The sequence below is a fragment of the Anoxybacillus sp. genome, from assembly GCF_036834105.1.
In the GTDB taxonomy this organism is placed as follows: domain Bacteria; phylum Bacillota; class Bacilli; order Bacillales; family Anoxybacillaceae; genus Anoxybacillus.
The window spans coordinates 1-12339 of sequence record NZ_DAITON010000066.1 but is presented as its reverse complement, the minus strand read 5'-3'; the positions used below and the strand labels follow the sequence as shown (position 1 = coordinate 12339).

Here is a 12339-nt window from a genome sequence, read left to right as displayed (position 1 = left end):
TTGCATATAGATTTTTATATAATTTTATAAATTTATCTTAACTGTTGCTCCCCTCCTCTACATAAGCAAAAATGGATACCGCGGTAATGCCGTACGTTTCATCTTTCACTTTCGTCAATCGCCCAATTTGTTTTGGGAGCTCGACTTCAGCCCCGTGTTCAGCAACGATAAAACCGTCTTTTTGCAATAGTTGATGCGCATCAATGATCGCGATAAGCGCTTCCAACTGCTTGTTTTTATACGGTGGATCAAGAAAAATAAGGCGAAACGTTAAACCTCTTTTTATAATTGCCTTTAACGCCCTCTCGGCATCATTGCGGTAAATTTCTGCTTGATCTGTCAAGCGGCAAGCTGCTACATTTTTTTTTATCGTTTGCACCGCTTTGGCGTCATGATCGACGAAAATGACGCGATCTAATCCACGGCTTAACGCCTCGATGCCAAGCCCACCGCTTCCGCCAAATAAGTCTAGTCCGAGTCCGCCAGAAAAATACGGGCCGATCATATTAAACATCGCTTCTTTCACTTTATCGGTCGTCGGACGTGTCGTCATGCCCGGAACAGCTTGCAGCGACTTTCCTTTACATTTCCCCGATATCACGCGCAACATGCTTCACCTCACTTATTATGTCATAAACGGAACGGTACGAAAGGAAAAAATATGATCATCACGTATACAATGCAAAACAATGGTCATACTAGTAGTAACAACATCGGTATGATGTTGTTGCCAACCACGGAGAAGACTTACGTTCCCCATAAGTTCTTCCTCCGGTTTCTCCTCTCCCTTTTTCCTTCTCTTTTTCGGCTCGTCCGAAAAAGAATGGAAGGACCCCTGCGGCATATGCCACAGGGATTTTTTTATTGACCGACTACATGGATGTTTTCACTCGTTTCACTAATATGGACAGGAAACCATTTCGGAAATTCCGTTCGCTCAATATATAACGATCCGTCCCATTGTTGAATGACAGCGTTCGTGCCATTTATAAAAAAGCGCCAACGTTCCCCGTCTTTCTCAATAAATATTGCCTCTCCTGATCGGTTCACCGTATAGCCAAGCGTGCGCATAATCGGAATGAACGGAAATAATTGCTGTCCATCTTTTAATAACACGCGCGCATTCGGCAATTGCACGTCATTGACGACGAGCATTTTTCGTTCGGTGAAAGTCATATACCGTTTTTCGTCTTGGAAAAATGTCGTATGTCCCCCGTATGAGTTTCCTAACCATTCGTCTAGCTTTTTCATCGTCAACGGCTCATGTTTATGCGTCGTCACAGATGTCCAAAACGTTTGTTGCTCTTCTTTCGTCAACGTCTTTTGCAATTGCTCGAAAGCGCGTTTCGCTTGTTTTGTCACTGGTTCTGTTTTCGTCATATACGCAATAAGCAAATCCCATACCCAATCTGGAACGGAACTGTTCGGAAAGCGCGCTTCTAACTGAACGCGAACGTAAGCGCGCTGAACCGTTGGAAACGAGACACGATCCGGTATAATGACGAACGTCGGCGTCATATATTGAAGCGAAAACGGGGTGATGACGAGCGTCTCGACATCGCTTTGTTGCCAAAACGATAACGCCGAACGGTCTATTGGCTTCGCTGCATATACGCTCAGTCGATCATGAAGCGATGCCTGAAGCGGCTGAGCTTGAAAATAAAGCGGAACAGCTTTTCCCCCTTCCCTCTCCCACATAAAAAGCGAAAAAGACGGCTTATGGGCATAGCCGACAAGCTTTCCGTCCGCAATCCAAATTCCTTTCGGATGAACGGTGTCCGTTAACGAAATCGTCATTTGTTGCGGTTGAGCAGTATGAAAGCGAATAAGCCATTCTTTTATAAAGAGCGGCTCTTTTTGTGCAACCGGCACGCGATAGGTGAACGAAAGCTCGTCTGTATGCGAGGCGTCGACAATCGTTTTGCCGTTTTGTCGTTTTACGCATGCTTTTTGTTCGGAACACGAAATATGTTTCACTTCGTTTGGCACAATGACTTCATATGTGCGAGCGACAGCTCCGCGAATACGATGGGTAACCTCCATCGCCTTCCCGTTAAATGTCGCTTCCACGTCATGTTGAAGCACAGACTGTTTCGTCGCTTCTGTACGATATTCGTCCCATTGGTAATATAAAGCTCCTGCGCTAATGCCGAGGAAAAGGAGCGTCGAAATGAGAGCTACTTTCCACATATGATTGCCCCTTATCAAACAATTTATATTATAACAATAACAAAATTTCAATGCGTTGTCATACACCGTTTTCCCTAATTGTCGAAAAAAGTTGAACGTGTTAAAGTTAATGATGGAACAAAACATAAAAGTGAGGGAATGAACAGATGATTCAACGTTTTATTGAACTAGGGGAAGGATATTCCGACATTTATGAGCTCATTGAAATTGCAAAATCAAACCGTCACCGCTTATCCGGTTTGTTTGCTTTTCATACGATGAAAGACGGGAAAGCGCTCACATCGTTCGTCGTTGTGCTCCATCCGACTGATCCGGGCGATTTTCAACCGCTATACATTTGCCGCGAAGGCATTCCACATCCGTCTGTCAAAATAACGAAGCGATACGAATTGTTCGTCGACCTAGCTAAACAACTCAATCAAGAAATTATTCATTTGGACGTAAAACCATCGAACTTTTTTGCCGATTTGCAATTGTACTATCAACATTTAATCGGCATTATGCGCATGAATCGGTTCATTCCGCCATTGCAATAAGAAAGTAAAAAGGATGTCTAGTCGCGACATCCTTTTTTGATTATATCCCATATTCATATTCTTTCTCTTTGTCCGCTCGCGATTCAAACTCCACTTTCACATACGGACGGTAAGACGGTTCGACTCGCTTTACAAACGGTAAGGCGGCGAGCTTTTTCATCACCTCTTCCGCTTCGTCCATGTTGCAATATAAGACGGCATATTTAAGCCGTTTCGATACGTAATGAACGTTCCCGTATTTTCGCAACTGTTTACTATGTTTCAGTGAATAAAGCCAAACGATAATTCCTTGACGCATCGGAAACATAAAACCCCATCCCCTTTTTTATTTCGTCCGACAGCCGCACGTTCCACCGACACCGCATCCCCCACCGCAAGAGAGGGAGTCGAAATACGGGTTCCCCGTCGGCACTTTAATGTTTTCAGATACGGCGCGACCGATTATTGTGCTAATTTCATCTAAAAGCAATTGCATATCTTTTTCTGCTTTTTTAAAGGCGGCAATCGGCTCATACAAATCGAGCTCGCGTTTTGCATCGCGCACTTGTTTCGTTACTTCTTTGTAATCTGGATGATATTTTCCAAAGCGCTGCACTTCTTCGTATCGCTCTTTCAATTGAACGAAGCGCGAAATGAGTTGTTGCGCCTTCTCATCTCGTTTCATATAGTAAAAGCTGCGGCGATATTGTTCTGCCACATCTGATTGGACGATCATTTTGCCGAGCTCTTCTGCGAAATCTAATATTTGTAAACGTTCAACCGTTGCTACAAGCACGAGCAACACCTCCACAACGGTATCATAACATGATTTAACAAACAAAACAAATAAGTCTGGTTGCCCCAGACTTACGAAATAGTCACCGTAAATTCATGTGATATGTGGTAGCGGCTCGCATCGTTATGCACGAGCTCGAGGCGAATCGAATGCTTTCCGGCAGGCAATCCGCGAATAACGAAAGCAGCTGTTGTCGTTTCGCTTACTTTTTTCCCATTGACATATACATGAATGCGCCCTTGTCCGTTTTTTTTCGGATGTTTCCCTTTCGTAAACGTAAATTGATCGACGATGCACTCGACAAAAACGTTATTTCCTTTCACATGATGTTTAACAAATAACGTTTGCTTCTCAGCAAACACCGTATGCCTATGATCGCTAACGTGCGTTGAAAACAACAATACGACACATAAAAAAAAGAAACGCAACATTTTCACCATCCTTTCATAGTGATAGTGTTTACGTTTCCCGTCTAATTATGAGTGTCCTTCATCAGTTTCATCATGGCCATCATCATTTTCGCCATTTCAATCGTTTGGACGACGTTTTGTACTTTATGCGGCAACGTTTGTTTATAATATTGACGCGCCTCTTTTTCCATTTCTTTTATATCCATCGGGCGTCTCGCTAACCTTCGATACCACGACGGCTGTTCACGTAAAAATTGATGAAGTTTCGGCTTTGCAACAATGTATTCATATACATCTTTTCTCATCTTTTTTCCCTTTAATCTTTCCGAAACGAAAACGGATCTTTCGTATTTGTTTGTTGCATTTGCCGTACAACTTCTTGAATGGACGTAATCACTTGTTGAACGTTTGTCACGTACGTTTGAAGCTCATTGACATCTAAATGTTTTAATTGAGTCACTAGCTTTTGGATGAGGGCGCTTTGTTCCTGTCTTTCATCCGTTGATTTATATGCATCCCACATCTCATCTTCTTCACCGAACACGTACCAATCGTTGTACAGCTCTTTCCACGTCTTTTTCCCTTGGCGCACTTCTTCAATCATTTTCGGGTGTTTTTTGACAAACTGTTTAAATTGTTCAATCGACATATCGGTCGCCCCTTTCTAGTTTGTTTGCCTACCATATATTACGACCGAATGAACGATGCGTGCGCCTATTTTGGTTGGGACAAAGGGCGAATGAAATTTTGTGTGTAATACCGCTTATATACTCCGACACCTAAATGCGTTAGTTCGTCGTTTAACAACGTTTGTCGATGGCTTCGGCTATTGAGCCACGCTTCTACAACGGCAGGGGCATCGACATATTCGGCAGCAATATTTTCTCCTGCTAATTCAAACGAAATGCTTGCTCGAATGAGCCGCTGCTGTAAGTCGCCGCTCGTTGGAGATTCGTGCGCAAAAAATTTATTTTCCGCCATATCTTTACTATGTTCATATGCTACTTGGGCGACGCGCTCGTCCCACGTCAACGGAGAAATGCCATGACGTACGCGCATGACGTTTGTAATATCAAAAATTTGTTCCGCATTCGCTCGTTCAATTTGTTTTTCAAGCGTTTCATCGATCGCCACTTCCGGTAGCGGCCCGCGATATTCAAGTTCGTACGGACGAATGTGTACTAACGTCTCGCCATCGAGAAAGCGAACGCTTGATAATGTGCCGGTAAAACGGTCAACATATAATTGCACATATACATCACCAAACGAAAGGAGCGGCTGAATCATTAAATCTTCTTCCGTCAGTTGAAAGCGATATACTCCATCATCGAGTTGCACGTGAATATCATCATGAAGCGGCATCGTTTGTAGCAGCTCATTAATTGAGCGATTGATTTGAAACGGAGCTACGTTCACCTCGGGCCCACACGCATAAATCGTGACGACTCGTCCGTCACGCATGCCGATTTGCATATACGTTTTCGGATCGTTATATACCCACCAGACGTAGCCGTAAGCGGACGGATCGATGCGCGCAGGTTGTCCAAATGTTTGCTTCACTTCCTCCTCCGTTTTGCCGATCCACGCCCCTAATCCTTCCGCAGCGATCGTATCGCTTCTTTGTTCGCTTTTGAAAGATGCGTCGTTTAACGGAGCTTGTTCATCGGTTGGTGAAAAATAAAACATCGCAATAAAAATAATGATAAGGGCAACTATCCAACGCATGTATCATTCTCCCTCAGTTGCTTAATATACTTCCATTATATACAGCTTATCCACCTCACAACACTAAAAAATAAGGCTATGCGAAAACATAGCCTTTCAAACGTTCATTAATGGTATTGGGATATTTGTGTAAGCGCCTCTCCTGCTTGGTCGTCGCTCATTTCATGGACGGCTAAATCGCCGAGCGACATCATCCCGACTAACGCATCTCCTTCAACGACAGGTAAGCGGCGAATTTGATGTTTCGCCATCAACCGGGCAGCTTCTGTCACGGAAGCGTCCGGTGAAATCGTTACGAGCTGTTCGCTCATCACTTCTATGACAGCGGTAGAGCCTGGCTTTTTCTCGGCAATGCCGCGCACAACTAAATCGCGATCGGTGACAATGCCGACAAGGCGGTTTCCGTCTGTAATCGGAATCGCACCGACGTTGTAGTCGCGCATTTTTACAGCCGCTTCGTATATATTATCGAGCGGTGTACAACATTCGACATCTGTCGTCATCATGTCTTTTACTTTTGGCATGTTCATCTCCCCTTTCGCCATTTAGTTTCACCAAAATCGGAACAATTATGAAGCTCGTCATTGAAAGTTATGCGCTTTCGTACTATTATTAATGGAGGAATGTTTTATTTTACATAAGGGGGAAATGAACGATGCGCTTTGAAAATACAGGTATTGAAAATCAAACAGCGCCATTAACACGTTTAGATGAATTAATGGAAAGTCTCGGTTTTGTGCGCGCAGGTCAATGGGATTACGATCGTGTGACATATGACCGCAAATTCGAACTAAAAAACGACGTATTTTATTTACGTGTGCAAGGTTATGCGATCGAAGGTGACGTTGGCGGACGTCATGCTGTGATTAAATTATTGAAGCCGTTGTTAGGCAAACATTATTACCCGCACGGCGTAGAATATGGTGACGGGGAACATTTTCCTTCGTCATTAGTTAGCCAATGTGAAGCCGTTTTAGCAAAAGTGAAAGAAGGCCTCGCTAACATTCAAAACGCATGAGCGCGCTCATGCGTTTTTTCCGTCAACAAGCTTGCGAACGTATAGATGAACAGCAAACACGGTTTGTCCTGTCATCTCGTATATGTCGTCAATCACTTGTTTTTGCAATTGCTCACATAAAGTAAGCATATGATCGCACGCTTTGAAAGAGACGGTCATATGAATCGTCAGTCCGTTATGCTGAGCATATATTTTCGTTTCTTCTAATATGACATCATCAAATGGTTGTACACTCATCGCAACAATCGTTATAATGGGTTTATGCATATACATCCTCCATATGATTTATGAAATGAAAGCAGGTGTCGTTTTGTTGTTCGAGAAAATTCCAAAGCGGTCCGTATATATGATTGTTATTTTACTTGCGATCGTTTTACTCACATACTGGGTCGCCCCAATTGCTGTTCCTATTTTGTTTGCGTTCATTACCGCCATTTTTTTAGAACCGGCGGTGAAAGTAGCGCAACGGCGACTAGGATTGAAACGCCAATCCGCTACCCTTCTCGTGTTTAGCTTATTTACGCTATTTATGTTTTTGAGCGGTTACTTCATTATTACAAAAATTGTTGCAGAAGCGTTTCAGTTTTTTAGAAACTCGCCGCTATATTTAAACGAAATGATTGCGGGATGGAATGAACTTGTTGCCCGCTGGTATAAACAAACAGAAAAATTGCCGCCGTTTATCGTGGCTGAACTGAGTCAACAAGTCGACTTATTTTTAACAAAGTTAAAAACGCAACTCACCGCTTCATTAAGCTTGAATAAAGTAAGCGCGCTTGTCGCTAACGTTCCGAAATTTTTAATTAATTTTCTCGTCTATTTAATTACTTTATTTTTATTTATGCACGATTTGCCGAAAATACGAGAAGCGATTTTTTCACATTTAACAGAAGAAACGAGAGAGAAAGTGCATTTCATGTTGTCGCGTCTATCGTACGTCGTATTCGGCTTTTGGAAAGCGCAATTTCTCGTAAGCTTAATTATTTTTGCTGTCTCGTTAGTTGGGTTGTTGCTCATTACCCCGAAAGTCGCTCTATTTACAGCGTTTATTATTTGGGTAATTGACTTTATTCCGATCATCGGCTCTATTGTCGTTATGGCGCCATGGGCGATTTTTCACTTCGTCACAGGCGACACAGTGTTAGCGACAAAACTATCAATTCTTGGTGTCATTTTGCTTATTTTACGCCGGACGATCGAGCCGAAAGTGATGGGGGCGCATATCGGATTATCACCGTTAGCTACACTAATTTCGATGTATTTAGGTGTGAAAATGATGGGGGCGCTCGGTCTTATTTTGTTCCCGCTGTTGCTCATCGGCATAAAATCAGCGAAGGAAGCAGGCATTATTAAATTGAACTTTAAATTGTAAAGAGGGTGAACGATTCACCCTCTTTTTTAAAACCCTAAAATCGCTTTAATGACCGATGTCGTTTCACCGCCGCGGTAAAAGACGTATAACAATAAATAGACGGCTACGCCTGTCGTAGCAGTGAAAAACCAAACGATGCTTGTGATCGGACCAATTTTTTTATGGCGCAACCAGTTTTTTTTCACAGCAGAAAGCAACGTGACAATGCCGAAAACGGCGCCAGCAGTCGCTAAAAAAATGTGGAAAAACAAAAAGATCGTATAGTATATTTTTATATGATCTGGACCACCGAAGCTTGTATTGCCAATAAAAATGGTGCGCGACAAATAAATGATAAAAAATGCTAGCGCAAAAGCAGCGGCAAGCCACATCGTTTTTTCATGCTTTTCTACTTGCTTTTGCCGAATGAAATACCAGCCAACTGCTACAAGAATAGCGCTTATGACGATAAAGCTTGTACTAATGGTAGGCAAAATTGGTAACGAACCCATAGTGTCCTGTTGCTCCCCTCTCTAACCTATGATTTTGTCGTTTGAATCGCCATATGTTCTTCGTCTCTTTCTTTTCGATACCATTCAATAAAAATGTAAAACAACATTACTCCATACACAATTTCTTGAATAATTTTCATTAGCACGCCGCCGAGCTGTTGATCGTGTAAAAGAGACATCGAACTGAACATTTCTGGACCGCTCAATTCGAGCGATGATAACGTACTTTGTGGCACGCAAAGCGCCAAAGCGTTCATCCAAGCAGCCGGATCATAATATGTGGCATACAACGGCGTATCGGCGAAAATAATAAGCGCACAAGCCGGTGTAAGCAACACGCCGTCCGCAAAAATGTACCCGATTTTTTTCAACCCAGACAATGTGGAAAAACCGCGCACTTCGTTGACGAGCGGCCACCACATCATCATCGCCGCGATAAAAATGGCTGTCGTCATGAGCGCATGCAACCACATATTTGTTTTCACGACATCGAAAATGAGCGGCACATGGTATAACGAGAATATACCATTAAACAAAAACAGCGCAATTAACGGTTTCGTGAAAAAAGTAACGCTCGAGCGGATTGCTCGAATGCGAAAGAGCGCTTCAAACATCCATGAAGGAATACCTTTAATGAGAAGCGGTGGCACGATCAAATAAAGGACAGCCATTTGCGTCATATGGGCGCTAAACATTAAGTGCCCTAATAAATCAACAGGGGAGCCTTTACAAATGTAAAGCAAAACGATCGCAGTCACAAACAACGTTTTTTGTTTCATCGTCGTCGGCTCTTTCGATCGGTTCACGAGCCAAAAATACGCGATCGTTACAGCAACTAAAAAGACGAAAAAGTACGGACTCCACATCGCTTCAAAACCAAATATACTTAACGGCATCATACTCACCTCGCTTTTTTTCCGACTTTATTATACTACAAACGTAACAAACGTGAAAAGAAAAGAAGCTAGCACACGCTAGCTTCTTAAATCCAGACGATCGTTAAAAACGCCCAAATCGTAATAAACGCAACGGCTGCACCGCCATATAAGAAAAGCGCTGGAAGTTCGTGCCCTTTATGGCTCATGTGCATAAAGTAATACAGCTGGAAAATGACTTGTACGACCGCTAACAATAAAATGAACGGTACAGAAAACCAAGCGGAAAATCCTTCATATCCAACCGCAAAAAAGGCGATGAGCGTTAAGAAAATCATTAATGTAAATGAAATAATTTGATGCTTCATTTCTTCTGCATTTTTTTTGCGACGATACGCTACATCTACTTTTGGGTTTTGTACATGTGTATGATTTGCCATACAATCACCCCACCATTCCCATTAAGTATACGACCGTGAAAATGAACACCCAAACGACGTCGATAAAGTGCCAATATAAGCTTGCGACGTAAAACTTCGGTGCATTATATAAGTTTAACCCACGTTTCGCGTTACGAATCATTAGTGTAACAATCCAAAGTAAACCGAACGCCACGTGGCCACCGTGCGTACCAACAAGCGTATAAAACGCTGAAGAAAAGGCACTTGTTGAAAACTTAAATCCTTCATGCACGTACTCAGTAAACTCGTAAATTTCAAGCGCTAAGAAGCCGGCGCCAAGCAATACGGTAATGCCGAGCCAAAGCTGCATTTTTTTGAAATCGAAGTTGCGCATATGATGCATCGCATATACGCTCGTTAAGCTGCTCGTCAAAAGCAGCATCGTTGCTAAAAAGACGATCGGCATTTGGAATAATTCTTTCGCCGATGGGCCGCCTGCCACAGAATCTTTTAACGCTAAATATGTGGCGAAGAGAGAGGCGAATAATACCGTCTCCCCGCCGAGGAAAAACCAAAAACCTAAAAACTTATTTTTCCCTTCAAGGGTCGCTTTTTCAGGCTCTGCCGGGAACGTCTCCGGCGTTAATTTTTCTTCCACATGCATTATGCCCCAGCCCCCTTCTTCTCTGCTTCCATGATTTCTTCTTTATGAATATGGAAGCCGTGGTCATCAATAATTGAACGGAAGAACATCGCACCGAGCGTAATGAGCAAGCCGAATACGCCAACCGGTGTTCCCCATGCATGATCTTGATGGAACAAGAAACCGAACGCAGCTACAAATAAGCCGAGCGAAATAACAAACGGCAAAATCGACGGATTCGGCATATGAATATCGCCGAGCGGCTCTGCTGGCGTTAAGCCTTTTTTGCCTTCCATTTTTTCAATCCAATACGCGTCTAAACCGCGCACAAGCGGCGTTTGCGCAAAGTTGTATTCTGGCGCTGGCGAAGATACCGCCCATTCAAGCGTACGTCCATCTTCCCACGGATCGTTGCCTACGCGCTTACCTTTTACTGTTGTAATCACAACATTCGCTAAAAGTACAACCGTACCCGCCGCCATGAAAAACGCACCGACTGTACTAATCATGTTTCCTGTTTCAAATCCTTGACCAGGTAAGAATGTAAATACGCGACGCGGCATACCCATTAAGCCAAGGAAATGTTGAATAAAGAATGTTAAGTGGAATCCGATAAAGAACAACCAGAATGTCACTTTTCCTAATTTTTCATCTAACATTTTACCAAACATTTTTGGCCACCAATAGTGAGCACCTGCGAGTAGCGCGAAAACAACCCCACCGACGATAACGTAGTGGAAGTGCGCGACGACGAAATAGCTATCATGATATTGATAGTCTGCCGCTGCTGTAGCATTCATAACCCCTGTCACCCCACCGATGACGAACGACGGAATAAACGCGACCGCATACATCATCGGTGTTGTAAAGCGAATGCTTCCGCCCCACATCGTAAAGAGCCAGTTGAAAATTTTAATTCCTGTAGGAACGGCGATCGCCATTGTTGCAACCGCAAAGATCGCGTTCGCAATTGGGCCCATACCGACCGTAAACATATGGTGCGCCCACACCATGAATCCTAAAAATCCGATTAACACCGTCGCAAATACCATCGATGAATAACCGAACAGACGTTTACGTGAGAACGTCGCAAAAATTTCAGAGAAAATACCGAACGCTGGCAATACGAGAATGTATACTTCTGGGTGACCGAAAATCCAGAATAAATGCTCCCAAATGATCGTATTTCCACCAAGCGCTGGATCAAAGAAGTTTCCGCCAAACAAGCGATCCATCATCATGAAAATTAAACCGACTGTCAATGGCGGGAACGCGAATAAAATGAGCGCAGATGTTACAAATGTTGCCCATGTGAACATCGGCATGCGCATGTACGTCATTCCTGGCGCACGCATATTAATGATCGTAACGAGGAAGTTAATTCCTCCGATTAACGTTCCGAAACCAGAAATTTGTAATCCTAACACGTAAAAGTCAATTCCGTGTGTCGGTGATGCAAGCGACAACGATGCGTAAGATGTCCAACCGGCATCCGGTGCACCACCTAAAAACCAAGATAAGTTTAAAAATACACCACCGAAGAAAAACAACCAAAATCCAAGCGCATTTAAAAACGGAAACGCAACGTCACGCGCGCCGATTTGAATCGGTACAACCGCGTTCATCATCGCAAACACAAGCGGCATCGCCGCAAGGAAAATCATCGTCGTTCCGTGCATCGTCAACACTTCATTGTAAAAGCCTGCGCTAATGAAGTCGTTGTTTGGCACGGCGAGCTGAATGCGAATAATCATCGCTTCTAAACCGCCAAGCAAGAAGAAGACTCCGCCGGCGATTAAGTACAAAATCGCAATCTTTTTATGGTCTACTGTCGTTAAGTAGTCCCAAATGACTGCGCCGACACCTTTTTTCCGAGCTAACGTACTCACAGTTTAACCTCCCT

The 12339-nt window shown here is 43.4% G+C and carries 18 protein-coding genes; 3 read left to right on the top strand and 15 right to left on the bottom strand.

Annotated features, from left to right (window positions below):
• Positions 1–37: 37 nt before the first annotated feature.
• Positions 38–607, bottom strand: a complete 570-nt coding sequence (gene rsmD / locus V7Z64_RS08080) for a 16S rRNA (guanine(966)-N(2))-methyltransferase RsmD (RefSeq protein ID WP_297991889.1) — start codon at positions 605–607, stop codon at positions 38–40.
• 254 nt (positions 608–861) lie between these two features.
• A complete protein-coding gene (locus tag V7Z64_RS08075) occupies positions 862–2190 on the bottom strand; it encodes a hypothetical protein (protein WP_297991886.1) in 1329 nt (442 codons plus the stop codon).
• 146 nt (positions 2191–2336) lie between these two features.
• On the opposite strand from V7Z64_RS08075, the gene V7Z64_RS08070 reads away from it, so the two are divergent.
• The gene (locus V7Z64_RS08070) at positions 2337–2726 is read left to right on the top strand and encodes a DUF7147 family protein (protein ID WP_297991885.1); all 390 of its coding nucleotides are present in this window, start codon (positions 2337–2339) and stop codon (positions 2724–2726) included.
• 40 nt (positions 2727–2766) lie between these two features.
• Here the strand turns inward: V7Z64_RS08070 and V7Z64_RS08065 are convergent, their stop codons facing one another.
• From V7Z64_RS08065 to V7Z64_RS08035, 7 genes are all read right to left on the bottom strand, one after another.
• The gene (locus V7Z64_RS08065; RefSeq protein WP_297991883.1) at positions 2767–3033 is read right to left on the bottom strand and encodes a YlbG family protein; all 267 of its coding nucleotides are present in this window, start codon (positions 3031–3033) and stop codon (positions 2767–2769) included.
• Between the two features lie 18 nt (positions 3034–3051).
• On the bottom strand, positions 3052–3501 hold the full coding sequence (locus V7Z64_RS08060; RefSeq protein WP_297991880.1) for a YlbF family regulator: 450 nt from the start codon (positions 3499–3501) through the stop codon (positions 3052–3054).
• A 71-nt stretch (positions 3502–3572) separates the two neighbouring features.
• Entirely contained in the window at positions 3573–3932 is a 360-nt protein-coding gene (locus tag V7Z64_RS08055; protein WP_297991878.1) for a hypothetical protein, read from the bottom strand.
• 41 nt (positions 3933–3973) lie between these two features.
• Positions 3974–4216 carry a YlbE-like family protein gene (locus V7Z64_RS08050; protein ID WP_003395134.1) on the bottom strand — a complete coding sequence of 81 codons (243 nt, stop codon included), beginning with the start codon at positions 4214–4216 and terminating at the stop codon, positions 3974–3976.
• Positions 4217–4227: 11 nt separating this feature from the next.
• On the bottom strand, positions 4228–4560 hold the full coding sequence (locus V7Z64_RS08045) for a YlbD family protein (RefSeq protein ID WP_297991874.1): 333 nt from the start codon (positions 4558–4560) through the stop codon (positions 4228–4230).
• 65 nt (positions 4561–4625) lie between these two features.
• Entirely contained in the window at positions 4626–5636 is a 1011-nt protein-coding gene (locus V7Z64_RS08040; RefSeq protein ID WP_297991872.1) for a CAP domain-containing protein, read from the bottom strand.
• Positions 5637–5743: 107 nt separating this feature from the next.
• Positions 5744–6160 (bottom strand): CBS domain-containing protein, encoded by a 417-nt coding sequence (locus tag V7Z64_RS08035; protein WP_297991869.1) that lies wholly within the window; start codon positions 6158–6160, stop codon positions 5744–5746.
• Positions 6161–6291: 131 nt separating this feature from the next.
• On the opposite strand from V7Z64_RS08035, the gene V7Z64_RS08030 reads away from it, so the two are divergent.
• On the top strand, positions 6292–6654 hold the full coding sequence (locus tag V7Z64_RS08030) for a YugN family protein (RefSeq protein WP_297991867.1): 363 nt from the start codon (positions 6292–6294) through the stop codon (positions 6652–6654).
• 6 nt (positions 6655–6660) lie between these two features.
• On the opposite strand, the gene V7Z64_RS08025 is transcribed toward V7Z64_RS08030, so the two are convergent.
• The gene (locus V7Z64_RS08025; RefSeq protein WP_297991866.1) at positions 6661–6921 is read right to left on the bottom strand and encodes a hypothetical protein; all 261 of its coding nucleotides are present in this window, start codon (positions 6919–6921) and stop codon (positions 6661–6663) included.
• Here V7Z64_RS08025 and ytvI point away from each other — a divergent pair.
• Entirely contained in the window at positions 6908–8026 is a 1119-nt protein-coding gene (gene ytvI, locus V7Z64_RS08020) for a sporulation integral membrane protein YtvI (protein WP_297991864.1), read from the top strand. The two genes, V7Z64_RS08025 and ytvI, sit on opposite strands and share 14 nt — an antisense overlap.
• A 26-nt stretch (positions 8027–8052) precedes the next feature.
• Here ytvI and V7Z64_RS08015 read toward each other — a convergent pair whose 3' ends face one another.
• From V7Z64_RS08015 to ctaD, 5 genes are all read right to left on the bottom strand, one after another.
• Positions 8053–8517: a DUF420 domain-containing protein gene (locus V7Z64_RS08015; protein ID WP_003395151.1), complete on the bottom strand. Its 465-nt coding sequence runs from the start codon at positions 8515–8517 to the stop codon at positions 8053–8055.
• Between the two features lie 26 nt (positions 8518–8543).
• Positions 8544–9416, bottom strand: a complete 873-nt coding sequence (gene ctaG / locus V7Z64_RS08010) for a cytochrome c oxidase assembly factor CtaG (RefSeq protein WP_297991858.1) — start codon at positions 9414–9416, stop codon at positions 8544–8546.
• Between the two features lie 83 nt (positions 9417–9499).
• Positions 9500–9832: a cytochrome c oxidase subunit IVB gene (gene ctaF, locus V7Z64_RS08005; RefSeq protein ID WP_003395153.1), complete on the bottom strand. Its 333-nt coding sequence runs from the start codon at positions 9830–9832 to the stop codon at positions 9500–9502.
• A 4-nt stretch (positions 9833–9836) separates the two neighbouring features.
• Positions 9837–10457 (bottom strand): cytochrome c oxidase subunit III, encoded by a 621-nt coding sequence (gene ctaE / locus V7Z64_RS08000; protein WP_003395155.1) that lies wholly within the window; start codon positions 10455–10457, stop codon positions 9837–9839.
• Positions 10457–12325 carry a cytochrome c oxidase subunit I gene (gene ctaD, locus V7Z64_RS07995; RefSeq protein WP_297991854.1) on the bottom strand — a complete coding sequence of 623 codons (1869 nt, stop codon included), beginning with the start codon at positions 12323–12325 and terminating at the stop codon, positions 10457–10459. The genes ctaE and ctaD overlap by 1 nt, the downstream gene beginning before the upstream one ends.
• Positions 12326–12339: the final 14 nt, after the last annotated feature.